Annotated in this window: 30 protein-coding genes and 1 tRNA gene; 20 read left to right on the forward strand and 11 right to left on the reverse strand. The window is 60.6% G+C overall.

The window, feature by feature from the left end; genetic code table 11:
• Positions 1 to 8: 8 nt before the first annotated feature.
• A complete protein-coding gene (locus QA640_RS23995) occupies positions 9 to 389 on the forward strand; it encodes a hypothetical protein (protein WP_283035419.1) in 381 nt (126 codons plus the stop codon).
• Here QA640_RS23995 and QA640_RS24000 read toward each other — a convergent pair.
• On the reverse strand, positions 349 to 1,905 hold the full coding sequence (locus QA640_RS24000) for a beta-(1-6) glucans synthase (RefSeq protein WP_283035420.1): 1,557 nt from the start codon (positions 1,903 to 1,905) through the stop codon (positions 349 to 351). The genes QA640_RS23995 and QA640_RS24000 overlap by 41 nt on opposite strands.
• Before the next feature lie 337 nt (positions 1,906 to 2,242).
• Between QA640_RS24000 and QA640_RS24005 the strand changes: the two genes are divergently transcribed.
• The 3 genes from QA640_RS24005 (at position 2,243) to QA640_RS24015 (ending at position 6,144) form a co-directional block, all read left to right on the forward strand.
• Positions 2,243 to 2,827, forward strand: coding sequence for a beta-1-3, beta-1-6-glucan biosynthesis protein (locus QA640_RS24005; RefSeq protein WP_283042870.1), 585 nt, complete (start codon positions 2,243 to 2,245; stop codon positions 2,825 to 2,827).
• Positions 2,828 to 3,057: 230 nt separating this feature from the next.
• The gene (locus tag QA640_RS24010; RefSeq protein ID WP_283035421.1) at positions 3,058 to 5,727 is read left to right on the forward strand and encodes a glycosyltransferase; all 2,670 of its coding nucleotides are present in this window, start codon (positions 3,058 to 3,060) and stop codon (positions 5,725 to 5,727) included.
• A gap of 341 nt (positions 5,728 to 6,068) precedes the next feature.
• Positions 6,069 to 6,144: transfer RNA gene (locus tag QA640_RS24015), tRNA-Lys, on the forward strand.
• Between the two features lie 521 nt (positions 6,145 to 6,665).
• Here the strand turns inward: QA640_RS24015 and QA640_RS24020 are convergent.
• Positions 6,666 to 6,983 (reverse strand): hypothetical protein, encoded by a 318-nt coding sequence (locus tag QA640_RS24020; RefSeq protein ID WP_283035422.1) that lies wholly within the window; start codon positions 6,981 to 6,983, stop codon positions 6,666 to 6,668.
• A gap of 503 nt (positions 6,984 to 7,486) precedes the next feature.
• Between QA640_RS24020 and QA640_RS24025 the strand changes: the two genes are divergently transcribed.
• Entirely contained in the window at positions 7,487 to 7,687 is a 201-nt protein-coding gene (locus QA640_RS24025) for a hypothetical protein (RefSeq protein WP_283035423.1), read from the forward strand.
• Positions 7,688 to 7,798: 111 nt separating this feature from the next.
• Positions 7,799 to 8,524 carry a hypothetical protein gene (locus QA640_RS24030; RefSeq protein WP_283035424.1) on the forward strand — a complete coding sequence of 242 codons (726 nt, stop codon included), beginning with the start codon at positions 7,799 to 7,801 and terminating at the stop codon, positions 8,522 to 8,524.
• 370 nt (positions 8,525 to 8,894) lie between these two features.
• Here the strand turns inward: QA640_RS24030 and QA640_RS24035 are convergent, their stop codons facing one another.
• Positions 8,895 to 9,167 (reverse strand): hypothetical protein, encoded by a 273-nt coding sequence (locus QA640_RS24035; RefSeq protein WP_283035425.1) that lies wholly within the window; start codon positions 9,165 to 9,167, stop codon positions 8,895 to 8,897.
• A 556-nt stretch (positions 9,168 to 9,723) separates the two neighbouring features.
• Here QA640_RS24035 and QA640_RS24040 point away from each other — a divergent pair.
• Positions 9,724 to 10,008: a hypothetical protein gene (locus QA640_RS24040; protein ID WP_283035426.1), complete on the forward strand. Its 285-nt coding sequence runs from the start codon at positions 9,724 to 9,726 to the stop codon at positions 10,006 to 10,008.
• 100 nt (positions 10,009 to 10,108) lie between these two features.
• On the opposite strand, the gene QA640_RS24045 is transcribed toward QA640_RS24040, so the two are convergent.
• On the reverse strand, positions 10,109 to 10,276 hold the full coding sequence (locus QA640_RS24045; RefSeq protein WP_283035427.1) for a hypothetical protein: 168 nt from the start codon (positions 10,274 to 10,276) through the stop codon (positions 10,109 to 10,111).
• 201 nt (positions 10,277 to 10,477) lie between these two features.
• Between QA640_RS24045 and QA640_RS24050 the strand changes: the two genes are divergently transcribed.
• Complete coding sequence (locus tag QA640_RS24050; RefSeq protein ID WP_283035428.1) at positions 10,478 to 10,714, forward strand: hypothetical protein; 237 nt, start codon at positions 10,478 to 10,480, stop codon at positions 10,712 to 10,714.
• A 69-nt stretch (positions 10,715 to 10,783) separates the two neighbouring features.
• On the opposite strand, the gene QA640_RS24055 is transcribed toward QA640_RS24050, so the two are convergent.
• Both QA640_RS24055 and QA640_RS24060 read right to left on the reverse strand, forming a co-directional pair.
• Positions 10,784 to 10,948: a hypothetical protein gene (locus QA640_RS24055; protein ID WP_283035429.1), complete on the reverse strand. Its 165-nt coding sequence runs from the start codon at positions 10,946 to 10,948 to the stop codon at positions 10,784 to 10,786.
• A gap of 345 nt (positions 10,949 to 11,293) precedes the next feature.
• Positions 11,294 to 11,464 (reverse strand): hypothetical protein, encoded by a 171-nt coding sequence (locus QA640_RS24060; protein ID WP_283035430.1) that lies wholly within the window; start codon positions 11,462 to 11,464, stop codon positions 11,294 to 11,296.
• A 182-nt stretch (positions 11,465 to 11,646) separates the two neighbouring features.
• Here QA640_RS24060 and QA640_RS24065 point away from each other — a divergent pair, with 182 nt between their 5' ends.
• Both QA640_RS24065 and QA640_RS24070 read left to right on the forward strand, forming a co-directional pair.
• On the forward strand, positions 11,647 to 11,883 hold the full coding sequence (locus QA640_RS24065) for a hypothetical protein (RefSeq protein ID WP_283035431.1): 237 nt from the start codon (positions 11,647 to 11,649) through the stop codon (positions 11,881 to 11,883).
• Between the two features lie 792 nt (positions 11,884 to 12,675).
• Positions 12,676 to 13,272 carry a DNA ligase gene (locus QA640_RS24070; protein WP_283035432.1) on the forward strand — a complete coding sequence of 199 codons (597 nt, stop codon included), beginning with the start codon at positions 12,676 to 12,678 and terminating at the stop codon, positions 13,270 to 13,272.
• Positions 13,273 to 13,600: 328 nt separating this feature from the next.
• Here QA640_RS24070 and QA640_RS24075 read toward each other — a convergent pair whose 3' ends face one another.
• Complete coding sequence (locus QA640_RS24075; RefSeq protein WP_283035433.1) at positions 13,601 to 13,951, reverse strand: hypothetical protein; 351 nt, start codon at positions 13,949 to 13,951, stop codon at positions 13,601 to 13,603.
• 492 nt (positions 13,952 to 14,443) lie between these two features.
• On the opposite strand from QA640_RS24075, the gene QA640_RS24080 reads away from it, so the two are divergent.
• Positions 14,444 to 15,181, forward strand: a complete 738-nt coding sequence (locus QA640_RS24080) for a hypothetical protein (RefSeq protein WP_283035434.1) — start codon at positions 14,444 to 14,446, stop codon at positions 15,179 to 15,181.
• A 67-nt stretch (positions 15,182 to 15,248) separates the two neighbouring features.
• Here QA640_RS24080 and QA640_RS24085 read toward each other — a convergent pair whose 3' ends face one another.
• The 3 genes from QA640_RS24085 to QA640_RS24095 form a co-directional block, all read right to left on the reverse strand.
• Entirely contained in the window at positions 15,249 to 16,145 is an 897-nt protein-coding gene (locus tag QA640_RS24085; RefSeq protein WP_283035435.1) for a DUF3037 domain-containing protein, read from the reverse strand.
• Positions 16,142 to 16,936, reverse strand: a complete 795-nt coding sequence (locus QA640_RS24090; RefSeq protein WP_283035436.1) for a HipA family kinase — start codon at positions 16,934 to 16,936, stop codon at positions 16,142 to 16,144. The genes QA640_RS24085 and QA640_RS24090 overlap by 4 nt, the downstream gene beginning before the upstream one ends.
• A gap of 931 nt (positions 16,937 to 17,867) precedes the next feature.
• Positions 17,868 to 18,194 carry a hypothetical protein gene (locus QA640_RS24095; RefSeq protein WP_283035437.1) on the reverse strand — a complete coding sequence of 109 codons (327 nt, stop codon included), beginning with the start codon at positions 18,192 to 18,194 and terminating at the stop codon, positions 17,868 to 17,870.
• A 604-nt stretch (positions 18,195 to 18,798) separates the two neighbouring features.
• On the opposite strand from QA640_RS24095, the gene QA640_RS24100 reads away from it, so the two are divergent.
• From QA640_RS24100 to QA640_RS24120, 4 genes are all read left to right on the forward strand, one after another.
• Entirely contained in the window at positions 18,799 to 19,035 is a 237-nt protein-coding gene (locus tag QA640_RS24100; protein WP_283035438.1) for a hypothetical protein, read from the forward strand.
• A gap of 34 nt (positions 19,036 to 19,069) precedes the next feature.
• Positions 19,070 to 19,288, forward strand: coding sequence for a PRC-barrel domain containing protein (locus QA640_RS24105; RefSeq protein ID WP_283035439.1), 219 nt, complete (start codon positions 19,070 to 19,072; stop codon positions 19,286 to 19,288).
• Positions 19,289 to 19,797: 509 nt separating this feature from the next.
• Positions 19,798 to 20,364 carry an RNA ligase family protein gene (locus tag QA640_RS24115; protein WP_283035440.1) on the forward strand — a complete coding sequence of 189 codons (567 nt, stop codon included), beginning with the start codon at positions 19,798 to 19,800 and terminating at the stop codon, positions 20,362 to 20,364.
• Positions 20,365 to 20,455: 91 nt separating this feature from the next.
• A complete protein-coding gene (locus QA640_RS24120; RefSeq protein WP_283035441.1) occupies positions 20,456 to 20,740 on the forward strand; it encodes a hypothetical protein in 285 nt (94 codons plus the stop codon).
• A gap of 1,129 nt (positions 20,741 to 21,869) precedes the next feature.
• Here the strand turns inward: QA640_RS24120 and QA640_RS24125 are convergent.
• The gene (locus tag QA640_RS24125; protein WP_283035442.1) at positions 21,870 to 22,328 is read right to left on the reverse strand and encodes a cupin domain-containing protein; all 459 of its coding nucleotides are present in this window, start codon (positions 22,326 to 22,328) and stop codon (positions 21,870 to 21,872) included.
• Positions 22,329 to 22,558: 230 nt separating this feature from the next.
• On the opposite strand from QA640_RS24125, the gene QA640_RS24130 reads away from it, so the two are divergent.
• From QA640_RS24130 to QA640_RS24150, 5 genes are all read left to right on the forward strand, one after another.
• Complete coding sequence (locus QA640_RS24130; RefSeq protein WP_283035443.1) at positions 22,559 to 22,876, forward strand: hypothetical protein; 318 nt, start codon at positions 22,559 to 22,561, stop codon at positions 22,874 to 22,876.
• 682 nt (positions 22,877 to 23,558) lie between these two features.
• Positions 23,559 to 23,864, forward strand: a complete 306-nt coding sequence (locus QA640_RS24135) for a DUF1488 family protein (RefSeq protein WP_283035444.1) — start codon at positions 23,559 to 23,561, stop codon at positions 23,862 to 23,864.
• Between the two features lie 195 nt (positions 23,865 to 24,059).
• Positions 24,060 to 24,476: a transposase gene (locus QA640_RS24140; protein ID WP_283035445.1), complete on the forward strand. Its 417-nt coding sequence runs from the start codon at positions 24,060 to 24,062 to the stop codon at positions 24,474 to 24,476.
• A complete protein-coding gene (gene tnpB / locus QA640_RS24145; RefSeq protein ID WP_080134255.1) occupies positions 24,473 to 24,826 on the forward strand; it encodes an IS66 family insertion sequence element accessory protein TnpB in 354 nt (117 codons plus the stop codon). Before QA640_RS24140 ends, tnpB begins: the two co-directional genes overlap by 4 nt.
• A 69-nt stretch (positions 24,827 to 24,895) precedes the next feature.
• Entirely contained in the window at positions 24,896 to 26,485 is a 1,590-nt protein-coding gene (locus QA640_RS24150; RefSeq protein WP_283035446.1) for an IS66 family transposase, read from the forward strand.
• Positions 26,486 to 26,592: the final 107 nt, after the last annotated feature.

A 26,592-nucleotide genomic window follows, 5' to 3' on the forward strand; every position in this document is an offset into this window, starting at 1 on the left:
TTGGCCCCATGAAGAAGAAACCGTTCCGCCTCACACCCTACCAGGTGCAGTTCCTGCTCGTGGTCGGCTTCGTTACTGTCGGTTATGCCCTCTACCTGCGCTATTTCGCCATCGAGTTCTCGCAAGTCTCGCTCGCTTGCGACGCCGGCCTGCAGACCGTGATGTGCAAGGCGCGCGCAACCGCGACCGTGCTGTTCAAGAACTCGGTGTTCGGCATCGTCGCGCTTGTGATCGCGACGCTCAACCTGATGCGGCCCTCGATCGTGCTGTTGACGCTGGGCGTGATCGCCGCAGGCCTCGGCATCGTGCTCTACAACATCGTGCTGGCCGGGATCGCGATCGGGCTGCTTATTCTGGGCTTTGCGCGGCCCGCGCCCGCCACAGCGTAAGCGCGAACAGCAGGTACATCGCGCAGGTCCACAGCGACTGCCAATTGTCGCGCCCCTCGTTGATCAGCACGTAGGCCGCCGACAGCGCCAACAGGCCGGCAAAGACCGACTCCGCGATCGGGCGCGTGCCGGTCTGCGGGCGGTTCAGCATCAGAAGCGCAAACGGCACCACCGCCATGGTCAGCGAGGCGAACGGAAAATCGCGGTAGCGCGGATCGAACACGAAACCGAGCGCGGTCTCGGCCGCGATCACGGCGGTCACCGCAAGCGTCAGCCCCAGCGCTGCGGTGAGCTTCGACCATTTGCGCTCCTCCCGCGGACCCAGGATATCGAGGAAGGTGGGCAGTCCCCGTCCCGATACCAGCGCCTGCGCACAGAAGATCGGCGACAGGATGCCGGCGGCAAGCAGCGCACCCCATTGCAGCCAGCCGCCCCAGCCGTAGCTCTCGTAGTACATCTTGTCGGCCGCGATCCCGAACAGGATGCCCGCCGTCGTCGCCGAAATGCCGACGCCGAGCCATGCCGAGAAGCGCGGCGTCCAAGGACGCCGGCGCAGCGTCAGGCCCGCGACCGCGAACACCAGCACGCTGACGGCCATGCCGGCGCCCATGTACCATTTCCAGTACGGGAAATTGCTGATCGCTACGCCCGGCGGATATTTGAGCTGACGGCGGACGGAATCGATGAAGCCCCAATAGCCGCCGACGGTGCCTTCGAGCTGGCGCTTCCAGGGCTGGTCATAGGCTTCGATCAGGTTGACGCGAAAGCCCTGCGCCTTGGCGAGGGTCAGGATGTCCGACACCACGCGCGCCTGGTTGGTGCGCGAGGGCAGCGCGCCTTCGCGCATCCGCCCCTCGCTCGGCCAGCCGGTTTCGCCGATCAGGATCTCCTTGCCAGGAAAGGCGACGGCCATGCGCTGGCGGATCTGCTCGACATGGGCGGCTGCGAACTTGGCGCGGATCGGGAAATCCTCCCAATAGGGAAGGATGTGGATCGTGACGAAGTCGACGGCGTCGTAGACCTCGCGATTCTTCAGCCAGTATTCCCAGACATCGGCGTAAGTGACGGGAACGGCGACCTGGGCCTTCACCGAACGGATGATGGCCACGAGATCGGCCGTGGTCATCTCGCCGCGCAGCAGCACCTCGTTGCCGACCACGAGCGAGGTGATGGTGTCGGGGAATTCCTTGCTCAGGCGGACCGCGGTCAAGACCTGGGAGAAGTTCTTGGATCGGTTGCTGCCGAGCCAGATGCCCTGGATCACCTTCAAGCCAACCTTGTTGGCGATCCCGGGCACGAGGACGAGACCGTTCTCGACCGAATAGGTTCGGACGCAGTCGGTGATCTCTTTCAGTTGCCTGAGATCGCGCTCGATCTGCTCGGCCTCGATCTGGGTGCTCTCGAGCAGCGGCGTCTGGTCTCCTTGGAACGGCGCATAGGAGACACATTGCAGCTTGGAGCTGGGATCGATGGGCGCGCGCGCGAGCGTGATCGGCGTGGCCAGCCACCACCACACGGCAGCAATCGCACCCAACGATATGAGCAATAGCGCCAGTGGCGTACGAAGAGTAATCGGTTCCGTCCTCCGCGAAGGGTCCGTCGATTACCTGCTTGCGGGCCGTCTGCCAAGGGGGGCCAATACGGCCAGGCGGCAATTGCACCCGCCATCCCGGCCCTTTTCGCCTGCGGCTCTTCGACCGGCGCACAGCATGGTGACTTTGCTGGACAAAATTCGAAATACCAGTCATGGGATTCAACGGGACTTTTCCGCCGCATTGGAGACCCATTTGGACGGCATCACACCGCGCGTCCGTGGAGTTCTCGCGCGGGCGGCCAGAGAGATCGGGGAATTTATGCGGCGACGGGTGCTTGAGTTAACGAATGCGGTCCTGCGGCATGTTGCCGTCCCTTCCCTTGTCGTTCTGCTCGGCCTGTCAAGCGCACTCGCCCAGAGTGGCGGTCCCGCCGCCCAGGACCAGGGCAAGCCGTCCGCAAACGCGGCTGCCGACGCCGCCAAGGACGCCAGCCAGAACCAGCGTCGGACCGACGAGTTCGCTGAGGCGGCGCAAGCCATTAACGGCCCGGCCGGAAATCCCGAATGCGTCTGGCTCGGCCGCCGTGTGGTGCGGCTGATGTGGCGAGATGACCTCGATACCGCCTTTCGCCATCTCGATCTCTACGACCGCTTCGGCTGCCCCGGCGGCCATATCCAGGCGGCGTTTCGCTGCCTGACCCGCTTTGGCGGTCAGATCGATCCCAAGGTCGCAGAGACCCTGGACAGCCGCGTGCACGCCTGCTGGATCAATCCGGCGGCGCAGCCCCAGCAGGCCGCCGCCGCGGCGTCCCAGCCGCCGGCGCCGACGACCGGCACCTCGCCGCAGCCGGCTGCAAGCCCTGCGCCCGCCGCAAGCCCCTCGCCCGCCGCCCCCCCAAAATAGCCGCGATCACTTCACCCGCCGTTCAGGAACGATGGGCGATAACGACTATTGGCACTGCTCGTGCTTTTCAGATCGTCGGTGCCCTCAAAAGGCCATGCCGCTAAACGAGACGGCGTCATGACAGTTGTGAAAAGGCGTGGCAGAGGTATGTTCCGTTTGCCGCGGACTCGGTCGGATCTCGGGGTCGGATCCGCTTCCCTGCCATCTCAGCCCCAATTGGTTTAGCCGCGATGCGTGCCATCGTCGCCGTTCTGTTGCTCGTGTCCGCGCTTCACGCCGGGTTGTGGGGAGTCCTGCGCGACAAGGAGCCCGCGCCGGATTTCAAGGGCCTTTTGCCGAGCGTGTCCTATGCGCCGTTCGAGGGGTCGGCGCACCCCGACATCGACAACATTCCGACCATCGAGAAAATCCGCGCCGATCTGAAGACGCTGTCGACGATGACGCGCGCCATCCGCCTCTATTCGTCGACCGGCGGCGTGGAGCTGGTGCCGCCGATCGCAGCCGAGTTCGGCCTTAAGGTCATGGTCGGCGCCTGGATCGACAAGAACGACGAGCGCAACCAGCGCGAGATCGAGGCCGCCATCAACCTCGCCCGCAAGAACAGCAACGTGATCGGCGTCGTCGTCGGCAACGAGGTGATCTATCGCGGCGAGCAGAAGGTCGAAGACTTGATCGACATGATCAAGAAGGTCAGAAGCGCGGTCCGCGTGCCCGTCACGACTGGCGAGATCTGGAACATCTGGCGCGACAATCCGGACCTTGCCTCCAACGTCGACTTCATCGCCGCCCACGTGCTGCCCTATTGGGAAAATTTCCGCTCGGACCAGGCGGTGGATCAGGCCGTCGACCGCTACAACCTGCTGCGCAACCTGTTTCCCGGCAAGCGCATCGTGATCGCCGAATTCGGCTGGCCGGGCGCGGGCTACAATTTACGCAACGCCGACCCCGGTCCGTTCCAGCAGGCGCTGACGCTGCGCAACTTCGTCAGCCGCGCCGAAGCCCTCGGCATGGAATACAACATCGTCGAGGCGATCGATCAGCCCTGGAAATTCTTCGAAGGCGGCGTCGGTCCTTATTGGGGCATCCTCAACGCCAACCGCGAGCCGAAGTTTTCATGGACCGGCCCGGTCGAGAACCCCGACTACTGGAAGCTGATGACGATCGCGCTGCTCGTCGGCATCCTGTTGTCCCTGCCGATCCTGCGGCTCGAACGGCCCACCGCCAAGCAAGCGTTCCTGCTGTCGGCGACGGCGAACGGCGTCGGCGCCTGGGTCGCGACGGTGTTCGCCTATTGGAACGGGCACTATTTCCTGTTCGGCTCGGCCTTCGCACTGACGCTCGGCATGATCCTCCTCGTCCCGCTCGTCCTCATCGCGATGGCGCGTATCGAGGAGATCGCCGCGGTCGCCTTCGGCCGGCCGCCGCGCCGGCTGCTCGCCAAGAACAAGCCGGTCGAAGGCGTGCCAGAGAACTATTTCCCGAAGGTCTCGATCCACATCCCCGCCTATTACGAGCCGGTCGACATGCTCAAGCAGACGCTTGATGCGCTGGCGCGGCTGAACTACCCGAACTACGAGTGCGTGGTCATCATCAACAACACGCCCGATCCCGCCTTCTGGCAGCCGATCCAGGATCATTGCCGTGCGCTCGGCGAGCGTTTCAAGTTCATCAACGCCGAGAAGGTGCAGGGCTTCAAGGCCGGCGCGCTGCGCATCGCCATGGACCGCACCGCCGCGGATGCGGAGATCATCGGCATCCTCGATGCCGACTATGTCGTCGATCCCGACTGGTTGAAGGATCTGGTGCCGGCCTTCGCCGATCCGCGCGTCGGCCTCGTGCAGGCGCCGCAGGATCACCGCGACGAAGACCTGTCGATCATGCACTACATCATGAACGGCGAATATGCAGGGTTCTTCGACATCGGCATGGTCCAGCGCAACGAGTTCAACGCCGTCATCGTGCACGGCACGATGTGCCTGATCCGCCGCGCCGCGATGGACATGGCGGGCGGCTGGTCGAGCGACACGATCTGCGAGGACAGCGATCTCGGCCTTGCGATCCAGGAGCTCGGCTGGACCACGCACTACACCCGCTACCGCTACGGCCAGGGCCTGTTGCCCGACACCTACGAGGCCTTCAAGAAGCAGCGTCACCGCTGGGCCTATGGCGGCTTCCAGATCGTGAAGAAGCACTGGCGGCGCTTCCTGCCCGGCGCGAGCCGGCTGACGCAGGACCAGAAGCGCGAATATGGCCTCGGCTGGCTGAACTGGCTGGGTGCGGAAAGCCTCGGCGTCGTCGTGGCCCTCCTCAACCTCGTCTGGGTGCCGATCGTCGCCTTCGCCGACATCGCAATCCCCGACAGGATTTTGACGCTGCCGATCATCGCCGCCTTCGTCGTCTCGCTCGCGCACTTCCTGTCGATGTACCGCCTGCGCGTCGCTGTGAAGCCCGGCCAGATGCTCGGCGCCATGATCGCGGCAATGAGCGTGCAGTGGACGGTGTCGCGCGCGGTCGCCCAAGGCCTGATCACCGAGCACCTCGCCTTTGCCCGCACCTCCAAGGGTGGCCTGTCGCGGATGTCGATCGAGTTCCAGGCGTTCTGGGAAGCGGTGATCGGCGCGCTGCTGCTGATCGGCGCCGGCGTGCTGGTTGCCTCCAACAGCTTCCGCCAGATCACCGAGATCTACATCTTCGCCGGCGTCCTGGTCCTGCAAAGCCTACCGTTCCTGGCAGCGGTGGCGATCGCGATCCTCGAGCTCAGCCGCATCAACTCGTTCCAGTTCTGGCGCGACAGCGCCGTGCGCGCCGCCGAGCTGATCGGGCTGCGCCCGGTCGCGCTGCCAAGCCCCGCCGGTTCCTCGCAGCCGGTCGCAAGCGAGGTCCGTCGCGAGGCCAACTGACCACGCCGGCCCGGCGGGAAGCGCGGGTCGAGGGCCCGTCGCGAACCGGCTCGTTGCGAACCGGCTCGTTGTTCGGCGTGGACGATGGACAGCCGGCTGGATGAAATTTTCGCCCTAAATCCGGAAACGTCGCACGAATCCCAGTCCCTGCCGCGATCTTCGGCAACTGCGCGCGCTATTGACCTCCGCGGCCGCTCCCCCTACACAGCGCGGGCCGAAAGCATGATCCGGAAACTACTCACCGGTTTTCCCCGCAACGCGCGTTACGTTGCGGCAAGACATGCTTCTCGAATGTCCGAACGCGATGGCGACCGATACGCGAAGCCATCAAGCGGCCATGGGAGCGCGTAGCTCAGCCGGTAGAGCACGTGACTTTTAATCACGGGGTCCTGGGTTCGAGCCCCAGCGCGCTCACCAAGAAATTACAGTATATCAAGAAGTTGGCGCGCCACCCAAGGGTCACCTCCGTCCCACGGAGTGCCAGATGGGACGGAGACGGGACGGAGCCACAAATCGCCTTCTTCGGACTCGCCCTTGGAAAACCGCGGAGAAGCGGAAAAAGCACCAGCGGCGCTCGAGCCACGATCTGCTCAATCTCCTGCACGAGGCCATGGGGCGCGATATTCAAGAGCTTGGCCGACGCCAACTTCGGCGAACCAAAAAACACTCTTTCACGGTGGAGAGAGCGGTTCGATTCCGCTAGGGAGCGCCAACAAAATCAACAAAATCAATCACTTACCGGTTGTCTCCTCCAATGTGTCCAACAATTGTCCAATATACGGGCATGGACTCGCGCGCGTGATCAGGTCGTCGAGGCCGAGTCTCCGAGCCATGGAGTGCCTGGAGCTAGCCGACGACAGCACGATGCCGGAGGAGCGCGCCGGCTTGCTGATCATGGCGAACAACTACCGGGCCGAAATCGCCCGCCGCATGCAGCCCTAGAAGTAGGGCCAGAGCACCGAGCGGCCTGTTTTGGTGTCGAGCACCTTCACACAATCATAGGCGCTCCCGGTGTCATCGCAGACCCATCTGAAGCGTCCAGGAGGGTACTTCGACATTTTTGATAGCCCGCCCTCGTAGGGGAGCCCATGGACTTCATATGCCTGTTCGGCGAGCTCCATTGCACGATAGATTCCGCCGCTATCGATCGTGTTGGTTCTCCCCGTGATCCAAGGAGCATCATGTACGGCCCTGTTACATGCCTCCACGTAGAGCTTGGCCTTTGCCCGCGCGATCTCCGGCTCATGCTTGACCATATGGGTGCGACTCCTTGAGCGGAGCCTATCAAAGAAAGCGCCGGACCGAAGCCCCGCGGCAGCCAGAATGGGCATCTAGCGGGAGGGCTAGTTCAGCTTCCGGCGGAGCTTCCTGATGATCTCCCGCAGATCCTCCGCATACTTCAAGAACCGCGCCTCGGCGACCCAGCCTCAGCAGAAAGTACCGGGACCGCCGCCATCCCGCGATGGAGCGTGAGGCCTGACGCCGCCGCGAAAAACAGCCTGGCAAGGACAGGCCGAGCCGGGCCAAGTTACAAACCGGAGACTCGTCGATGATGTGCTGATCCCGCCCCATGACCGCGGATCAGAACTCCGGGCAGATTCGCACGTCAAGGCTGTTGATCCGTAGCTTTCCCGTCTTAAGGCGGGCCGTTGCCGCGCGGCAATCAGGGTGACAGTGCTTCCCACCCAGATTGTCGCGCTATAGGCCGTCAAATCGTGCGATCATGCAAGTGATCCGCGAGCACGGTTAGCGAGCTTCCATGTCTCATTTCATGATGGATTGTTATTTCCCCGACGTGACGAAGCCTGGCGGGCTCGCATGCGATTCCCTGCCGATTAAGGCCCTTAATGAGGATGATGCGATCGAGGAAGCTAAAAGGATTGCGATCTGGAAAAAGCCTGTCCGGTTCGATGTGCGATCCGTCAGCCGGGGCGGAGACAAAATGATATTCGCTTCATAGTTGGAGTTAGCCGGCGTGAGCGCGGGACCGAAGTCCCGCGCGCCCGGTGACCAGCCGGGACACGGCGACGATCTGACCGCCAACCCGTGAGACCTTCACGCGGTCGATTTTATGGCCGTGGATGGCATCCCCGATTTTAACGCGCTTCACTCCCGCAGGCACGATCACGAAGTCCAGCTCGACATTCTCGTGGTGGGCGGCGATGATCTGCGATCCCTCCCCCTGCACATGCGCAAGGCCAATCTGGAGCAGCTGCTAGCGCGCCGGCCGGACGGCATCCCCGCGGCGCCTTTCGAGCGCGGCGAGATCGGGCCCGATCAATTCCGCGCCGCGTGCCGCATGGGCCTGGAGGGGTTTCTCAAAGCATCGAGATCGGCCTTACCGGGCGGCCGGCAGAAGTTTTGGATCAAGGTGAAGAACCGCAGTCACCCGGCAATGGAGAGCGCGAGCTATAGAGCTGGCCTCGGCTATTGTCTCCTGGTGCAGACTCAGTTAGTTTTTATTCGCATTTTTTTAGGAATTCTTGTCGTGAACGGCGAAGCCGGATGCACGCTATGCAGTCAAGCTCGGGTGCTCAAAGCACTCATTCCCGTAGCCAGGGGCTACGTTCTGAAAGTTTATGAGTGCGCCGGCTGCAGTAGCAATCTAAGGCTCGTTACCAGACTAAGGATGCCCAACAAGACGCGGGTCAAATTTTCTCGCAGGAAAAAGTTCAAGGCCATCGACGCAGCGCTGAAGCGAGCGGCCGCTCTAAATAAACCGGCGCGCAAATCGAACAATTCCAAACGCGCAGATCGCTTGTCCACCCGGTCACCACTCGTGGTGACAATGCGGTGACCGCGCTCAAAAACCATAGACTTCTGACTGTTCGATTCCGGATATAGGAGCCGGCGCAGCTAACAACGAAAACCCGCCGGCATGGCGCCGACGGGCTTTCATGTCCGGTCACGGGTCAGAAGGGAGGCGAGGAATCCACCCGCGACCCCTTAAGCATGCCCGTCAATTGTTGATGAACTATTGCTGGAATTGCACGAGCACAGAACGCCTGGTTGCGGATGCACCAAAGGGCTTTGGGCGGCCTAAGGCGCAGGAGTTTCGAGCGCGTCTAGAAACTCCAGGCAAAGCCGCTCGAAGTGCCTGAGGCTCGTCGATGATGTGCTGATCCCGCCCCATGGCCGCGGATCAGAACTCCGGACGGAGTCGGCCGTCAAGAGTCGGCAACGTGGCGGGCTATCCGCCGCAGTGGATGCTTGAAACAGGCGGTGTTGTTGTCCATCCATCGCCGGGTGACCTCGTCGGTCCAGCCCGGGACGGCAAAGCCGGGGGTCGCCACGCCATGACCGGGAGCAATGAGTTGAGTGGGGGGAACGAATACATGCTGGCGCGTGCGCAATGGTGGTGTTGAGCGATGCACCGTGGCGGCGTTCCCCGCAGCACTCAGAGCAATCAATAGGCCCAGGGCCAAAACGGAGCGCATCATCGCTGTTTCCAATCGAGCGTTACCACCCAGGCATGTGGTTCGGCCGTCTATCACAGACTCCGGCGGGGCGTCGCTCGGTGTTGTCGTACCGCATATTTCCCGTCCACGGTGGCCTGGTCTTCTGGTACCGTCCCACGGTGCCCTAGTTCGTTTCCTTGCGAATGTGGCACGTTTGCCACCATCGCATTCCAGCCCGTGTCCATACTGCCGGGATGGCCAAAAGGTTTGCGTACGGCGTTCACATCGTTGCCGTAAACCACAATGGAAAGCTGGAGTATTGGGCGGCCGCTACTCATAGGTGGGAAGCCGTCGAAGCTGTGCGTAAGCGGTTGCCGGCCGGTGCGACAGCAAAGTTATCCAAGCGTTTTCTGACGCGAGAACAGCTTGCCGAATTAAAGCTGCGCCCCAATGAGGTTCGCCTCTGGAAGGATAGATAAGAGGCCTCCTCAGTTGGCCGCCTCTTTTCCAAACCACAACCGGCGGTAGCTCGGCGCCGTCTCGGGCCACCACGAATCGAAAATTTGCGAGGTGTCGCGGCGACTGCTTTGATGGTGGCATGCGCAAGCCTAACCACGAGAACCGGACACCGGCCGGTCACCGCCCGATCAAGATCACCTTCGGCGACATGCGCGATATGGGCGTCCGCGGCGTCCTTGTCTACTGCGCCGACTATCGTTGCAGTCACCTTGTTGCCCTCAGCGCCGATCGCTGGTCCGACGACGTGCGGCTATCCGACGTCGAGCCGAGGTTCGTCTGCCGCGCCTGCGGCCGGCGTGGAGCGGATGTCCGGCCCGACTTCAATTGGAATAAGCCTATCGTCCCGGCTATGGGATATCGATGAAGTTCACCGCCGAACGTCCCTTCGCCAACCGGAAAGCCGCCGCGCGCAAGCGTAGCGACTTCCTGTCATTTGGCCCAGTCGCCCCCGTAGAGACGTGTCATCACGCCGTAGGCCCGACGGATGAACAGGCGTTCGACAACCATGCCGGAAACATAGGCTGCCACGAGCGCCAATCCGCAGGCGAGTTTAGCAAGTCAAAGTAAATGTTGATGGCGGCTCCGGTCAGCATGACGACCACCATGACGGCATTACGGACAATTTGAAACATTTTCCCTCCCAGCCCGGGAGGAACCTACCAAAACAAACCCCAAGGCGACAAGTCGAGCCACGCTTTACCTGCACTACCTGGGGGCGGGCTGTCACAAACCTGTGGCATAGGCATTGCACGATCAAAATCGACTGAGATTTCAGTGCTCAGTTAGAAAAGAGCGGTGCCGGGTCAGAAAAGCTTATCTGCGGAGCCCACCCCATGCCATCGACGACCATTGAATTGATCGTTTCTGCTTATGTACGTTTGAAGAACCGGCGAGCGCTGGATGATATGCGTGAACTTCGGCATCGGCTGCTCAAAGATCTGCAGGCCGCGTCCGGCTTCGATTCGCGTCAGGCCTTGGAGCAGGTTCAGAAGGACCTGCGAATAATCGAGGAAGGGCTAGCCCAGCTCCGATCGCCACAAGCGATGCTACCCGAGAGCGAGTGGCACTGAACCGGCGTGCACAAAAAAAACGACCCCGCCAGCGCGAACGAAAATGAAAGAGGCCTCAGTTGGGCGGCCCTACTCTCGCTGTCTGTCCGCTTGCTGACGCGCTTCCAGCCAATCAGCAATGGCCTTGTACTCGCGCTCCATTTTTTCGAGTTCTTCTCTGGTCTCTTTGTGCCCTGTAATTGCAGCCTGCAAATGACACTCGCGCTCCAATGCGCGGTACTTTCGGTGTGGCATCGATGCCTCCCTCAAGTGAGGCCCTTTTTAGCCGACGCTCTATGGACGAGAACTTAACTAGGATAATCGCTGGCGATTTCCCCAGTTGGTTGGACCTCATTAGGGAAGGGCTCCTGAGTCTTTCGACCCAAGAATATGTCAGCCCTAGTTGTCCTAAGAAGTTCGGAAGAGCGCGCGCACACCTCGCGTGCTTGCTTGGCAAGTTTCTCAAACCAAGTGTCGATTGAAGGTTCGTCCATGTCCCTTTCCCATGTAGGCGGGAGCGCAATCGGCCTCTCAGCCACCGACGCCTACGGACACAGCCTTGGCCGGTGATACGAGTAAACTACCACAAATCGCATTAGTTCAAAGGCCCTTTTCTTCCGGTGGTTCGGGACGCCAAACCTTGGGGACCTCGATCCTGAGCAGCGCTTCCGATCTGGCAATCTGCTCGTACGAGCGGCGTAGCCTTTCCTGCACATGATGTTCGTTGGCAGCGCTGGCGCGCTCTAAATGCGCGGCAACGTAGCGCTGCAACCATTCCCGGTCCTCTGACGACTTGGGCCACTCCCCCGGCTTACAGCACGGGATATTAACCCATGTTACGCCGGCTGGTTCCGGCAGCCGCCCTGACCTTGCCGGCTAGAAGCGGCTCTCGGGGGGCACTAGGAACAGGTGAAGGGGTGCTGGGTTGGCTCGCGGCGCGTGGAGACGTTGCTGTGATCCGCTACTTTTTCGACATCAGGGACGGTGCCGAGCTTTACCCGGACGAAGAAGGTCTAGAACTGCCGAATGAACGGGCCGCCGAAATCGAGGCCGCGCATACCTTGGCCGCCATGGCGAGAGATGCGACTGATTTGGGCGATCGCCATGACACCGCCATCGAGGTCCGCACGGAAGCCGGTCCGGTCTTTCAACTTGCCCTCGTGTTTGAAGTCAACCGGTTGAAGAATTAGGCCGCTGACGGTCACCGAGATTTTCAAGGAGTTTTCCATGGCCCATTGTCTGGTTGTGCGAGCCGCTGGAAGCCAACTAGATAGGTTGCGCGAAGAGGCATCTCGTATTTCACGAGGAAATCAAATCGACTGGTGGGTTGAACGCGGTGACAGTGGGACGCGGTTTTGCTTTGAGACCGCGGAAGCGAAACAAACGTTTGCCTCAATCTGCGAAAACTTCGCCATTCCGTGCCTTGACGCCTAGCGAAACGAAGTCCGCCAGCGGACGGTCGGGGCTATGGATCGCCCGCCCGGTCACCGCCCGTGGTGACCACCCGCCAAGCAAGCACGCGAGGTGTCCGCGCGCGCGAAGGGTCTCACGGGTGGTGGTCAGATTGGTGAGCGGCGCGCGGTGGATTTTTTGTTTCTGATCAGCCACCACAGCCCAGGCGCGCCTCACTAATCCAAATTGGATAGTGACTTTCTGATCGGCGATCGAAAAAGACCCGGCCTCAGGCAGGGGAAGAAGCCCGAAGCCAGGTGAAGTTCACTACCTTAGCTCCGAACGAGTACGCGAGCGCCCATCCGAAGCACGGACGAAACAACGATCGGGACAGGGTGTTCCAAGCGGCCCTTGCGGCATTTAGGAACGAAGGCTTCGGAAGCAGGTTGCCAGTTCGGTGCTTGATCTTGAACCGTCAGGTACCATCTCTGCGTGACATGGCCCCAGCTTTCCCCCCTGAGCTGGGGCCTCTTCATTGGGCCGCCAAGCGAGATTCGCATTCCCGAAGGGCGAAGCCTATCTTCTGCCCCATGCGCTTCGAGTTTTGCCTACCGATGCTTGGCAAGGCTGTTCCAGCCGGCGCCGAGTGGTTTCATGAAGTAAAATACGACGGATATCGCCTTCGTGTTGAGCGCGATGGCGACCGCGTGCGGCTGATCACCAAGGGCGGGTATGACTGGACGCGACGCTTCCCATGGATCGTGGAAGCCGCGCTGAAGAACCGCGAGCAGCACTTCGTTATCGATGGCGAGGCCGTCATTCTAGGTGTGGATGGGATCTCGGACTTCGACGCGCTGCACTCCGGCAAACACAATACCGAGGTGCAGTTGTGCGCCTTCGACGTGCTCGCGACTGGCGGCGATGATCTCCGCGCGCTACCACTCTCAATGCGCAAGGCCAACCTGGAACGGTTGCTCCGCGGCAGGCCGGATGGGATCTTCATCAACCCGTTCGAGACCGGCGCCATTGGTCCCGATCTCTTCCGCGCCGCCTGCAGCATGGGGCTCGAGGAATTGGTTTCGAAGCGTAGTGACCGACCCTACCGAGGCGGCCGGTCCAAGAATTGGCTCAAGGTGAAGAACCGTAGCCATCCCGCCATAGTGCGCGTCAAGGAAGCCTTCGCGTGAACCGCATCCGCATCATCAAGCACGAGGCCGTCCCCGACTGCGGAAGGTTCGAGGTGCGCTTCCCGGACGGGCGGCCATCCAAATATTTTTACTGGGATGACCTCCCAAGCCGCCGCACGACGCCCCGAGCTACCAGAGCCGAAATCGCGGTCGCTGTGCTCCTTCGAATTGCTCAAACAGGTTGATGGGAAAGGCGCCAGAACAGACAAACCTAGTGAGGTCGCCCATACTAAGTTGACGCAGAATGAAGTACGCAATCGCCCAGCTCGAAAGGGCGATCGCTTTGCCGCTGTTTCCCTGCAGCAGCCCGCGCGAAGATTGGAAATTCTTATGGCTTACTCAATGTTTCTGCAATCGCGGCCCTCGCCCATTTGACGCTGGCGGCGAAAACCTCGGCCTCGCGCATAGTCCGAACCATCACTACCGGCTTGTCGGCATCCATGATCGCAAGGCATGTGATCATTTTCTTCGTCCGATTGCCGTGCTTGAACCGGCCCACCCAGCGGCCGGCGACCTTGATCTGGTTTTTGCTGCGGTGGTCGACATTGTCCTTGCCCACCGTGGCCTTGATCGCGTCGATCATGACCGGGATGACCGGCACGAATTTCGCGACGTGCGGCTTGCCGCGGGCAGCGCGGGCTTTCAGGTATGCAACATCGACTGGCTTGATCTTTCTCATATCATCACCTTCAATAAATCGAACTTTCGACAACCTTGCAGAACAAACATAGCACGGGCGAGTTGGCGCGTGCGCTTTTTGGTGCTCATGCCCACTAATTGAGCCTGGGCTGCCGCAAATGTTGTTGCTAGACTTAGGACGGGGATACCCTGGGTTTGTGCACGTCCCCAAATGACCAAGGCTGATCGCGTGTTTATCACGCCACCCACAAGCTCGTCCGCAGTTTCCGAAACTAGTTTCGCTTCCTTGGCCGAGGCCGAGGAGGCGCTCGAGCGGCAGGCTTCCGGCGCGTCCCGGATACCTGCGACTGGACGAACGCAGCCGGCGACGATGCCGGAATTTATGCGATCGAGGGGCGTTACGGTGCCGTGAAATCATGGCGCCTCGAGATTAGCCGGCGCCAGCGCGATCTCGACAAGAAGACCAGCACGCCAACCGTCACAGGCCTTCACAGGCGCGCGTTCTGACAGGGCTTGCCGCAGTCGCCCCGGCTTGCAGCAATCGCGTCAGCGCCCGCCCTGGCTGGCGTCAGATAGTGAGGCGTCATCTCTCTGGCACGAGCGTCAGCTCCACGTCGAGAAGCAGCGTCGGTTCGTCGCCGCTTACCGGGAGGCGGACAAAAAATTGCCGGATTGGGCCAAGGCCGGCCCGCGCCTGATCGACCATGAGGGGTTATGCGGGGAGGAATCAGCTTGGCCGCTTGATCCGGAAGTCTTGCCGCCCGATCACCCCGGAGTGTGGCGCCTTGTGCGACCCTCGATTTACGAGGTGAAGGAGCAATTCGAGAGCTTCGTCAGAACCACCCGGCCCGAGTTCGCCGGCTATGAATCTCTTCGCGCCAAGGCGCGCGCCACGATGCGCAAGCGTATCCGAAAGATTGTTGCCCGACTGCGGGAGCGCGATCGGCTCTACGACGAGTCGGGTCTGCACTCGCTCGATGGGCAAATCACTGCTGAGTGCGATTGCATCTTTGACATAGAGCAGACGCTGGAAAGTCTCGATCCGTCGCCGGCTAAATTTGCGGCGCAGCTGCTGGCCCAGGTCGACTCCGAGTGTAGCCGAGACGCGTTCGCATGGGGCGACGGCTATTGCTCCATCATGGCAGTGGCCACCACAGCACTCGAGGCGTTGCTTCCGAGCTTGTCCACCGGCTTGATCCGCGACCACGCAGCCTTCTTCGTCGCCAATCCCTATACGCCGCTCGCGGAGATGCCGTTTACCTCATACTAGGCCGCCAGATCGGAACGACTGAGGCCCGCCGGTTCATGCTGGCGGGCCTCTGCCAAGCACGCCAACCTTAGTCGGGCTTTTTCAATTCAACAGTCACTTGGACCGTATTGCGCCCTGGGAGGTGCCCGTGCGCCCTCACCTCGTCTTCGATTCGGTGCACGAAATCGTCAAGCTGATCTTCTTCAAATACTTCCGGTTCGTTTGGCGCTTGGCGAAGGATCTTCTTTGCCACTTCATAGGCATCCTTCAGGCGGTCATCAGTCGGCGCCCCAACAAAGAAGTGCGGTTTGAAGGGTTCGCTCCGACCATCTGCGACGACCGCCGCCAAATGCCCCAACCACTCTCTTGCTTTCCCCTTGATGCTATCTGCTTCGGCAAGATCGAAAGATACGGGCTCATAGACATGCCACTGCCCATTCTTCCACGCGTGCTTGAAGGTCACGTCGTCAAGAGCGCCGCTAATGACTTTCTCTTGTAGAATGTCTGCTAAATTTAGTTCCTCTAACTTCGCAACAACTGGTCGCCAAATTTCTTCGTCCGATCGGCGGTGTGTGGATCTTTGATCGTAGCGAGCCACGAATTGACTATAGAGCCTATCGAAAGTTTCTTGGACGTTCGCGGAAAAACCGCCACCAATAGACGACCACTGGAGAGAGCTGTCGTCATGAGGAACAGCTTCTCTGGCAACGGACTCTATGGATTCTTGACGGAAAAGCTCCGAAGTTTTTTTGCGCCTTGCAATTCTTCTAAAGCCGTACCGCACGTTAGCCATCGTCGCGACGAAGGCCTCCCGGTCCAGGTCTGGAAAGACGCCGCGGAGTCGCCCCATCGTGCTTCTCGTTCGCGCCAACACGCGCCCTTCTTCGGGCACGTACAAGACGACGCCGACGTTAATAAATTCTTCGGTGAGCACATCGTGCACGTAGCGAAGGATGACAAAGCTGTATCGTTGCTTGTCCTTCATGAGAGCACCCGTTTAATTTCATCCAAGCAGCCGGCGATATTGTCTCGAGCATCGCGAATAAGCGTTAACGCCGTATCTACGTCAGCATCAACCATTGGTCTCCACTCCGCTGGAATCGCATCTCTGTAATCGGCAAGACGAAGATCTGAGATTGCACTCCAGACCAGACCGACGGGTCGAAGATCCACCCCTCGACGTCTCAGATCTTTTCGAAATATATGCTTTCCAGCCTGTTCTAGCCACGATAGGCCACCGACCCGCCAGGGTGGGTTCCATCCTAATATCAGACGAGCCGCAAAAGCCAACTCGTGATCGATGATCCTGATGTGCTCGCCGCGAACGAGGCAGTTAGGATTTTCGGAACGCCTATCAACGTTCTGGATAATCGCATCGAAGGCGAAGATACCGAGGGCCGTATCGACACTAGCCTCTTGCACATGGGTGTCCGGTGTCCAAGCCGCGAAGCCACCGGTCACGAGGACTGATCCAAATGCAATTTGATTGCTATTCCTCACGCGGGCCCGATGAGCTCCATCTGAAATCACGTCCGACCACGAGGACGGAATTTCGATTAGAACCGGCTCTGGTACTGGGAGGCGGAGATCCGCCGCGAGACACGCGGCGATCACTTCTCGCGCCAAACTGACCTCTTTTTCGTCGCACGAGGCGGAAAACTTCGCGACAACGTAGATCGTGCTGCCATTCCCTCTTTCGCAAGCGAGCAGAAGAGGCGCAGTGCGGCCCGAGCTCATCGGACGTACGTATTCGACTGCCGTTACCCTCTCAAGCATATGCCCCCCTCAACAAAGCATCTTGGACTATGCCGCTTGAGGAAGTCCACGCTCTCGCAACCCTGGCTTGCCGGATGCTGGTCGCGCCTACACCGATCAGTATCCGAACGGGAAGCCGCTAGGCTTTGTACGTTTATTTGTGCGCTGAATGCCCATATTCGAGCTAAATACTTGATTTTTATGGTAATTTGGCGGAAGGGGTGTCCCGTCAACCGCCTTGATATTCCAAAGCTTTTCTAGCATCTGCTGCAGGCAATCTACGGTCGGAGCTACGGCGAGCCGGACGACCTTGCAGCCGTAGCTTTGGGCCAACGGTTAGCTCGAACAGCCAAGCCTTCCCCGCTGACCAGCAATACGACGCGATCCGGTTTCTGTCCGGCGTCGCCATCGGCATCAATCCGCACACGGTGATGAGCTACGACGAGAACTGCGTCCCGTTTTGGCCGATCCTCACGCGGCACGCGATGGCAGACGAGCACCTAGTGCACTCGTTCGCATAAGAGCTTGACGTCGGGCTGGAGCTTCCGGATATCGAAGCTGCGGAAGCGGCGGCGATCGAATTGAGCGGCCAAATTCTCAACGATGAACCAAACGGTCCGTTGTGGCGGACAACAAATGGCGCGTCGAGGTTAGTGACGGCCCCGGGATCCTCGGGCAGACTTTCCTCGTCGTTCAGTTTTCAGTCACGCGCCCGGCGCGCCAGCGGTTGCTCTTGTCGGATTGATGGATGATGGCCCGCCAGCGTGAACCGGCGGCCGGCCGGTCACCGGGTGGTCACCGGCCGGACAGGGCGCCGATCTGACCACCACCCGTGAGACCTTTGCGCGGTGGATTTTGTGTTTCTCTAATCAGCGCTTTTCCACACCCACGACGCACAGGGCCTCGCGCTCGGCGTGAAGCCCCGATAGTCCTTACGGAGGGCTGCCGTGGCTCATTGTATCGCGCGGTGCCATCTCCTGGGCTCCGTTGGCGCTACTCGTTCTTGTTGCGGATTTTTTGGAGCTGCATCGTCGATTTCCTCTTCCCCTCGGTAGACGACGAAGATCGAAAGAACATACGCAAGCTGCGCGACAACAAGGCAGGCGACAATCAGGGACGTCCCCGCAAGAAAGCCAAATCCGTCGGAATGAAGAACGAGCGCGGCAGCCAACGCGATTGCCAGTGACACCGGAACCAGCGCCTGCGCGCGGAACCTCAGAGAAGCGGTCGCCGCTCCCATTCCTGCGCTCAGCACCAAGAGGCTCAGGATAAGCGCCACATTTAGCCCTTCTATGGCAATCCAAGGTTAGAGCAATCACAAAATGCAACCTGCTTAAAGCGCACTCCGGGTGCTCAAACAAGACCGTATTGTTACGAGCACAGCGGGCGCGGTTAACTGCGATGGCCCGACGAGCTCCGTGAGCTGTCCATCCCCCTGGGAGGGGACTCGCCGGCCACGGTTAGCTTGCATAGGGGCACTGACACGGACCTTACAACATCAATCGACGGGCCGCCCCGTAGCGGCCCTTTTTGCGTTTATCCGGATGGCCATCAGCCTCGGGCGCCAACGTCATCGCTGGCCGACGATCAACACCGCGAGGACGACGATCCCCATGGCGTCAACTACGAGTGCGTAGGTCTCATATGGCAATAGCCGTTCCTATGTATGGCCAAGCGCCGGTAGCCTAATCGAGTCTCGATTTCCGCTCGGTTCGCTTTGCGACACTGGGCGGCGCTTCGCCTTGCCGGCAGCCTTCGGGCGGACCGTTTGCATTCCAGGACCGCTGGCGCGCGCCGTCTGTGCGTTGGCGCGCTTCTAGTGACAGGAACCTTGGGGACCGCAGACAGTTGATCAGCAGTCCCCGACAAGCGGAGTTTTTCCCATGCGCGAGAAGCGCAGGCTGGTAGCGCCAGCGGCGTCCGCCCGCACCACCAAGGCATCGATTGAACCCCTGCGGACCGGTTATGCATTAATCGTCGACGGTCATGTCAAGGCGACCTTTGCGGCGAAAGCGAGCGCCCTGGAAGCTGGCACACAGCTGAAGAACCGATTCCCTCGGGTCAAGATCTACGACGCCGAAAACAAGCTCAGCGAGGTTGTTGAGATCGCCCTCGCTTGACGCGCCGATCGGCGGCCCGTTTGGAGTTGGCACCATGAGCGTCGCGAGCACAGGCGACAAACGAGCCATGACCATCTTGCGCGAATTGCAAGAGGCCGAGAAAGAGTTAGTCGGCAAGGCCGTCGTCTTGACTGACGGCAAGGCTGGCACAATCGATGGCGTCTTCCTCGATGATGAGCATGGGCTCCGCATCTCGATCGCGGGGCATGAGGGTCGATGGCCGATCTCGACGGTGAAGCAAATCGAGAGCTGAATCGCCCACGGCCTTGCAGCCTCAATCGATGACGGGAGGGTCGTCGGGCCGAATTAGACGCGGTTGCCGAGTGGGCCGTGTTATCGATTTAATCGGCCCACCGGAAGGCCGCCGACACGCTCGCCTGGCCTGATCCGGAGATCATCCTCTGTCGTCCAGTCTTTGCGGTCACCGCGGCGAGCGGCAGGATCACCTACCCGGTGATATGAGCCACTCGACTATGTCGGACGCAACCTTGGTCTGTCGGGACTTCCTAAGCAGACTGTCTCGTTTGTGCCCGGGTGGGAAGGTCTCGGCTTCGTCGCTCAACTGCCGGGCTTCTATAGCAAGCCGTACCTTCAGCGAGGACTTTGGTTTGAATCGGAGGCGCTTCATTGATCGATCCCCATCCGTGAACCTGACTCATCGATAAGAACTCGCCGCAGCTGATAAAGGTTCATGAACGCCCGGTGAACGTTCATTGAACTTTAGCGATTCGACCCCGCCCGCGAAATTCTTATCTTCGGCGCATGCGTATGGCGTACGAGCTTTGCCTGGCGACCGCCGGCAAGCAGGTCCCCGCCGGACCGGACTGGATCCATGAGGTGAAGCACGACGGCTACCAGATGCTGGTCATCCGGGAAGACAAGCGCGTGCGCCTCCTATCCCGCAACGGCAGCGACTGGACCCAGCGCTATCCCTGGATTGCCGAGGCCGCGCTGAAGAACCGGCAGAAGCATTTCGTCATTGATGGCGAGGCCGTGATCCTCGGCGTCGACGGCATCTCCGATTTCAACGCGGTGCAGCTCTACGCCTTCGACATTCTCGCGATGGGCGGCGACGATCTGCGAGCCCTGCCATTGCACATGCGCAAAGCAGACCTCGAGCAGTTGCTCGCGCGTCGGCCGGACGGCATCACCGTGGCGCCTTTCGAGCGCGGCGAGATCGGGCCAGACTTGTTTCGGGCCGCCTGCCGCATGGGGCTCGAGGGCGGCCTGGTGTCAAAGCAACGCGATCGGCCGTACCGCGGCGGCAGGCAAAAGTTCTGGATCAAGGTGAAGAACCGAAGCCATCCAGCGATGGAGCGGGAGCTCTAGAGCTGGCCCCCTAGGCCATTGCCTTCCGGCGCAGACTCAGTTTTCATCGTATCCATTGCCGTCAGACTGCTTTTTTCAAGGAATTTTTATCATGAACGGCGAAGCCGGATGCACGCTTTGCTGTCGAGCTCGGGTGCTCAAAAAGCTCATTCCCGTGGCTAGGGGCTACAGTCTGAAAATTTATGAGTGCGCCGGCTGCAGCAGCATTTTGTTGCTCGTTACCAGATTGAAGATGCCCAACAAGACGCGGGCGAAACCTTCGCGCAGGAGAAAGTTCAAGGCCATCGACGCAGCGCTGAAGCAAGCGGCCGCTCTAAATGTCAAACACGCAGATCGATTGTTCGCCCGATCACCGCCCGTGGTGACCACCCGGTGACCGCGCCGAAGCCGGCCTAAGAGAACGGACTGGAGACAAAAGGAGGATGTTGATGAGGACGCCGCTGATTCTCGCCGCCGCTATGTTTGGCTTTTCGGCGTCTGCCTTCGCGCAAACGGCAGCCCCCAAGGCGAACGCAGTACCCAAGGCTATAGGCAAGCCGCACAAACAGCCGGCCGCCCCAACCGGGTGTGTGACCTCGTAGGTACAGTCAAGGAGACCAAGCTTTGGGCCGGCGATTGTGCGGCATCGTCAGAGCTCAGGGGCAGCACACCCGCCGCCGAACCCGCAGCGCCAGCGGCACCTGCCGAAGAGCCTGCTAAACAATAGTGGCTTTCAGTTGCGCCCGCCCTCCTGTTGCTGGAAACATCAGTCGCCTCGTCGATCGTGCCGAAGGCGATGAGGAACGGAGATCGCTGCACCGATCGTGCGGAACGGTAGCAGCGCAGGCCGAAGGACACCGCTTCAACGTGGTGCCTGCGGCCGTTTGACGTGAGGCTCCTGGAACAAGTGTCGGCGTAGCCCTCATCGCTACCACGTTAGCTTCCTCAGCCGATGATCAAGACTATCCAGGATACGGATGCGGCAAAGAGTGCTTGCGAGCTGATGCCGAGCGGCCAACTAAGCCTCCGCTTCGTGTGGGCCCATCTATGAAAGCGTTGTAAGGTCGTCAGGGGCTGCTTCGGAAGCACCCTGTGCACGACCCGTAAGGGGTCGGGCGTCATCCCTGCAAGGGCGCCGAGCACAATCACTCCAATCGTTGCGGGTGTCGCGAAAAGCCAAATTGCTATCAACAGACCCGCGCAAGCATCGAAGCCGATAAGGGCCAAATCGAGAAAAAACCTCGGATCCACTCGCAGCGGGGAATTGTTGGCGCCGGGCTTTAACCTGATCGCTCGAAGTGGATAATCCCAATGCGGGATCGCATCGATCGCAAAGTGGCTTGCGAAGGCCGCAACCGCAACGAGGACTGGGTGCGACGGGAACAGACTAGCGACGGCGCCTCCGACAACTGCGTGAGTGCTTAAGATCATATCGCCTCAGGCCAGCAACTGACGCGACTTGTCAACCGATCCGCAGATTTTCCGCGGACATGTAGCTAATCCGCCTTAGCGCCCAATGAAAGTCGTTAGCCCGCTGCTTCGACAAGGCCCGCAAAGCCACGCTCGCCCGGAGCAAAAGACCTGCGTTTGAACTTGTTGACGGCGCGGATTGCGAAACCGAGCCCGATCGGAGTGGTATGGCGCAAGAAGGCGATCTTCTTCACATAGCGCTCTACATGCCATTTGGCGTGCGCACCGTTGCGGAACAAGATCACGTCGCCGACGCCGTAGCGTTTCGGGGGCATGCCCTCGCTCTCGAGCACGATCGATCCTTCAAGGATCATGATGGTCTCATCCAAATCATAGTACCAGTTGAACTTGCCCTCGGTGCAGGACCAGATGAAGGTCGAGGCAGTGCCGCACGCACTGGTGGACAGCAGGTACGAGCGGGCTTCCGGATTACCTTCGATAATCCAGGACGGCTCGATCGGCGATGGCTTGAGATCCACGTTGCAATGGCCGGTTTCAATAGGCGCAAGCGGCATCGGTCACCTCTAAAGGATTGAATAAGGTTGCACGCTTTAAATGCATCCCGGTGAGGCAAAACTGAAGATTGTTCGCATCATCGTACGTTCCGCGAGCAAGTATGAAGATGCCACTTTGCCGCATATCCGACTGGTGTACCCCCAATTTCCAAGCCAGCCCCCTCTGCACAAGCGGGCTGAAGCAGTGTAACCGTCCTAGCCTTCGATTTCCGCGGCGGGAGTTTTTTGGTATGCCTCGCCAGCCATCCATCGTGCCGCAAGATGCAGACCAGGACACCTACATCGTGCTGGACACCTCCGGCATTTGGGTAGGGCGCGCCTGGTGCGACGATGAGGATGACCACGAAACGCTGATCCGCGACCTCTTGGACGGCCAGTATAGCTACCCCGTGCGCATCGTCTGTTTCAACACCACCGAGGGATGGTCGCGCGTTGTAACAACAGACATCGCTGGTGAGCTGCGGCGGCGCTGGGCCGAAGGGGAAACTATGCCAGCCTCTTTGCAACATTTGTTAGAAATGGCCATCCCCGCACAGAAGCGCCGCTAATCTGGCAAATTTTTGAATCCGCTTCGACGATGCCCGCAAGCGTGAACCGGTGGGCCTCGATCACGCTAAAGGTACGGAGGCGCCCGGTGATGGAACGGGAGCTGTGAGTAAGTTCACAAAGCGCACATGTAGCGTGATGTAAGTCCTCGATCCGTCGAGGAGTACCCTGACCTGACTTCTCGTCGATCCAGGCCCCAGGACGATGCCGCGCTTTCCTCGAAGCTTGGGGCCGGCAGCGTCGGCAATGACAATCCGATGTCCCCCCGCCAGTTCATGCTTGACGACAAACAGGTCTGGCAGGTTTGGCAAATCGCGGCTTGTCCGGGTCATGATGGCAAGGGCTTACGGCAAAGCCGGAAATGACGATAGAGCTGCCCGGCAACACTCGCGGCAAATGATGCAATGCTCCCCTGGATCGACCCGAAACCGGAGGGCCGTCATCCCCCCTGTGGCATGGGCATTGCAGATCTGGCATCGACTGGGATTGCAAGGCCCAGTTTGAGACAGGGCGCCGCCGGGACCGGCTGATCAAGGAGCCTTCCGAATTTCTGCGCGTCGATCGGCCCAAGAAAGCTTGATTGCCGTCGGGCGGCCCATCGGGATCCGCGCTAAAAATCAATCCCCCGAGGGATTGTTGCGCCCGTTCGCTCGTTGCGGTTGAATTGGTGCGGGAGAAATGCCCATGCCGCTGGCTGCCGACGGGAAAGGCAAGGCTGTAGCTCACAGCGAGCTGCGGGCAATCGGGTTTTGGATGACGGTCGAGGGAGCCACCCCTGTTATACCCATCCGCGTCTTCGTCAGTTATGAGGCTCTCGCACAACTTGATCCGTTCGACATTCGAGACCTCGCTGCTGCCTTCGAGCATTTCGACAGGTTTCGAGCCCGCATCGAAGCTGCTGCCAGCGAGAAATTTGATCGCAGCGGTCCTGATGGAGAGAAGTACGAGGATATACCTACGATCCGGTTGACCACTAATGATCCGATCTAGCGCCTCGAGATCTGGCTGAAGGCGACCACGGTGGCGAAGCTGCGCGCCGCGCGTCAGCGCAAGCGTGAGGCGGTCGGAAAGGTCGAGGGTCGGAAGAGCTGGGCGGAGCTCAATCCGTAAGCGCTTAGCCGGAACCCTTGCTTCGGGATCGGAATAGCTGTGCGAAGAAGCCTCCGGGTTGGACGGAGGTTTGAGATGGGATTGGACAGCAAAAAGGACGTCCATTTAGACGGCCCAGGGTCGGTGAGCCGGTTGGAAGTTCTGGAAGGACCGTCGGGGCGGCGCGTGCGCTCGGAAGCTGAGAGAGCTCGGATCGTCGCGGAGAGTCTGTTGCCCGGTGCCCAGGTGGCCGAGGTGGCGCGCAAGCACGGAGCGACGCGCTGGCAGATCTACGATTGGCGACGGCGCTTTCGACAGCGAGGCCTGCTGCCGGCGTGCGAAGCGTCCCAGCCGACATTCGCGCCGCTGGTGGTGGGAGGTGCGTTGGAAGAGCGTCAGGCTCCGGCCATCAAGCTTGAGATCGCGATTGGTGATATCGTGCTGCGGACGGATACGGCCATTGATGCCGAGCAGCTGTCCCGGGTGATCCGCGTGCTGCGAGCATCACGATGATTGCGGCCGGTGCTGATCTGAAGATTTACGTTGCAACGCGGCCGATCGACTTCCGCTGTGGCCACGATGGGCTTGCGGCGAAGGTGCAGGAGATGCTTCGTCTTGACCCGTTCAGCGGCGCAGCCTTCGTGTTCCGATCGAAACGAGCGGACCGAATCAAGATTTTGGTGTGGGACCGAACGGGCCTGGTGTTGGTTCACAAGCGCCTCGAAGGTTGCAAGTTCGTTTGGCCAACGATCGCGGACGGCGTGATGCGGATGTCGCCGGCGATGTTCGCGGCCTTGTTCGAGGGGCTGGATTGGAGGTTGGTCCGCCCGGAAGAAGCGCGGCGGCCGCAGGTCGCTGGATAACTGCGGCAGAATGACTCGGCAGCTATTTTGAGCGTGGCACGTGTGGCGCCGATGTGCTCGAAATAGCACATGAGCATCGCGGCGCTGCGCGACGAAAACGAACGCCTCAAGGCGCTTTTGGCGCAAACGCAGGCGGCCTTGAGCGAGCATCAGGGGGCGCTGGCGGCGTCGGAGGAAGCGCGGCGTCGGCTAGAGATCATTCTCGGCGAATTGCGCCGCGAGAAGTTCGGCTCGAAGTCCGAGAAGCTGCGGCCAGATCAGTATCACTTACCGCTGGAAGACGTGGAGATCGCGCAAGGCATCCTGGACGCGGCGCAGGAGAGAGCCGAGGCTGTGATCAACGGCCGATCGCGGAACGTGCCGGATCAAGGTCCTCATCGCAATCGCGGCTGCTTGCCTGCCCATTTGCCGCGGGTGGAACGGATCATCGAGCCTGCAAGCACGCTCTGTCCGTGCGGTTGCGGCGCCATGGCGAAGATCGGCGAGGACGTCAGCAAACGCCTGGACGTGATACCGGCGCAATGGAGGGTGTTGGTCACGCGCCGCCCGAAATATATCTGTCGCCGCTGCTCGGGCCCCGTCGTGCAGGCGCACGCACCGGAGCACGTCGTGCCCGGCGGGCTGCCGACCGAAGCGGCCATCGCGCACGTGATCGTCTCCAAATTTGGCGACCACACGCCATTTTACCGTCAGGCCGAGATCTATGCGCGCCAGGGGATCCGGCTTGATCGGGCGACACTGGGCAACTGGTCTGGCCGCGCCTGCTTCCATCTTCAGCCCATCGCGGACCACATGCGCCACCACCTGGCTATGGCGGATCGGCTGTTCATGGATGAGACCAGGGCGCCGGTACTCGATCCGGGGCGCGGCCAAACGAAGAAAGGCTACTTCTGGGCGATCGCCTCAGACGACCGCGGCCACAGCGGGCCAAGTCCGCCGATCGTGCTGTTCCGATATGCCCCTGGTCGCAGCGGTGCCTTTGCTGAGCAGTTCCTCGACGGTTTTGGCGGACGCTACCTGCAATGCGATGCCTATGACGGTTATGACCGGCTGACCGAGGTCGTTCGACCGCAAGGGCCGTGGACGCTCGTGCATTGCTGGAGCCATTTGCGCCGGCGCTTCGTCAAATTGGTGCGCAACAGCAAGTCTCCGATCGCCGAGGCCGCCGTTCGACACATCGCGCAGCTTTACGCCATCGAAGCCATGGTGCGCGGCTCGTCGCCGGACGTCCGGTTGGCCACGCGCAAGGAGCACTCGCTGCCCCTCATCGCGGCTTTAAAACCGTGGTTTGAGAAGCAGCTTTCTATGATCTCCAGCGGCTCAACGCTCGCCGAGGACATCCGCTATGCGCTCAATCACTGGCAGGGGCTGACCCGCTTCCTCGAAGACGGGCGTCTCGAACTCGACACCAACCCGGTCGAGAACGCCATCCGGCCGGTCTGCCTAACCAGAAAAAATGCGCTCTTCGCGGGCCATGAAATCGGGGCCGAAAACTGGGCCATGCTGGCGTCGATCGTCGCCACCTGCAAGCTCAACAGCGTCAACCCGGTTGCCTACATCGCTGAAACACTCGAGGCGATCATCGACGGCAATCCCCACAGCAGGATCGATGACCTCATGCCGTGGCGATTCCGCAAAACGTCAAGCCAGCTTCAATAGGGTCATGGCTAAGCGCTTACCTCAATCCGGAGCTGGTTGCCACAGCAAAGCGTCTACGCCGGCGATCACCAAAGGGGCACCGGCGCTCATTACGTGAGGTCGCCGAC

The organism is Bradyrhizobium sp. CB82, assembly GCF_029714405.1.
Lineage (GTDB): Bacteria > Pseudomonadota > Alphaproteobacteria > Rhizobiales > Xanthobacteraceae > Bradyrhizobium.

Bases quoted from the DNA above. Each gene is read 5' to 3' on its own strand.
- QA640_RS23995 (WP_283035419.1), top strand. From the start codon at position 9: ATGAAGAAGAAACCGTTCCGCCTCACACCCTACCAGGTGCAGTTCCTG.
- QA640_RS24150 (WP_283035446.1), top strand. From the start codon at position 24,896: ATGAGCATCGCGGCGCTGCGCGACGAAAACGAACGCCTCAAGGCGCTT.
- QA640_RS24120 (WP_283035441.1), top strand. From the start codon at position 20,456: ATGAACGGCGAAGCCGGATGCACGCTTTGCTGTCGAGCTCGGGTGCTC.
- QA640_RS24085 (WP_283035435.1), bottom strand. From the start codon at position 16,145: ATGAAGGACAAGCAACGATACAGCTTTGTCATCCTTCGCTACGTGCAC.
- QA640_RS24030 (WP_283035424.1), top strand. From the start codon at position 7,799: ATGGCCGTGGATGGCATCCCCGATTTTAACGCGCTTCACTCCCGCAGG.
- QA640_RS24105 (WP_283035439.1), top strand. From the start codon at position 19,070: ATGAGCGTCGCGAGCACAGGCGACAAACGAGCCATGACCATCTTGCGC.
- QA640_RS24125 (WP_283035442.1), bottom strand. From the start codon at position 22,328: ATGCCGCTTGCGCCTATTGAAACCGGCCATTGCAACGTGGATCTCAAG.
- QA640_RS24115 (WP_283035440.1), top strand. From the start codon at position 19,798: ATGCGTATGGCGTACGAGCTTTGCCTGGCGACCGCCGGCAAGCAGGTC.
- QA640_RS24130 (WP_283035443.1), top strand. From the start codon at position 22,559: ATGCCTCGCCAGCCATCCATCGTGCCGCAAGATGCAGACCAGGACACC.
- QA640_RS24070 (WP_283035432.1), top strand. From the start codon at position 12,676: ATGCGCTTCGAGTTTTGCCTACCGATGCTTGGCAAGGCTGTTCCAGCC.
- QA640_RS24010 (WP_283035421.1), top strand. From the start codon at position 3,058: ATGCGTGCCATCGTCGCCGTTCTGTTGCTCGTGTCCGCGCTTCACGCC.
- QA640_RS24055 (WP_283035429.1), bottom strand. From the start codon at position 10,948: ATGCCACACCGAAAGTACCGCGCATTGGAGCGCGAGTGTCATTTGCAG.
- QA640_RS24035 (WP_283035425.1), bottom strand. From the start codon at position 9,167: ATGATGCGCTCCGTTTTGGCCCTGGGCCTATTGATTGCTCTGAGTGCT.
- QA640_RS24090 (WP_283035436.1), bottom strand. From the start codon at position 16,936: ATGCTTGAGAGGGTAACGGCAGTCGAATACGTACGTCCGATGAGCTCG.
- QA640_RS24020 (WP_283035422.1), bottom strand. From the start codon at position 6,983: ATGGTCAAGCATGAGCCGGAGATCGCGCGGGCAAAGGCCAAGCTCTAC.
- QA640_RS24040 (WP_283035426.1), top strand. From the start codon at position 9,724: ATGCGCAAGCCTAACCACGAGAACCGGACACCGGCCGGTCACCGCCCG.
- QA640_RS24005 (WP_283042870.1), top strand. From the start codon at position 2,243: ATGCGGCGACGGGTGCTTGAGTTAACGAATGCGGTCCTGCGGCATGTT.
- QA640_RS24140 (WP_283035445.1), top strand. From the start codon at position 24,060: ATGGGATTGGACAGCAAAAAGGACGTCCATTTAGACGGCCCAGGGTCG.
- QA640_RS24050 (WP_283035428.1), top strand. From the start codon at position 10,478: ATGCCATCGACGACCATTGAATTGATCGTTTCTGCTTATGTACGTTTG.
- QA640_RS24045 (WP_283035427.1), bottom strand. From the start codon at position 10,276: ATGTTTCAAATTGTCCGTAATGCCGTCATGGTGGTCGTCATGCTGACC.
- QA640_RS24025 (WP_283035423.1), top strand. From the start codon at position 7,487: ATGTCTCATTTCATGATGGATTGTTATTTCCCCGACGTGACGAAGCCT.
- tnpB (WP_080134255.1), top strand. From the start codon at position 24,473: ATGATTGCGGCCGGTGCTGATCTGAAGATTTACGTTGCAACGCGGCCG.
- QA640_RS24135 (WP_283035444.1), top strand. From the start codon at position 23,559: ATGCCGCTGGCTGCCGACGGGAAAGGCAAGGCTGTAGCTCACAGCGAG.
- QA640_RS24100 (WP_283035438.1), top strand. From the start codon at position 18,799: ATGCGCGAGAAGCGCAGGCTGGTAGCGCCAGCGGCGTCCGCCCGCACC.
- QA640_RS24075 (WP_283035433.1), bottom strand. From the start codon at position 13,951: ATGAGAAAGATCAAGCCAGTCGATGTTGCATACCTGAAAGCCCGCGCT.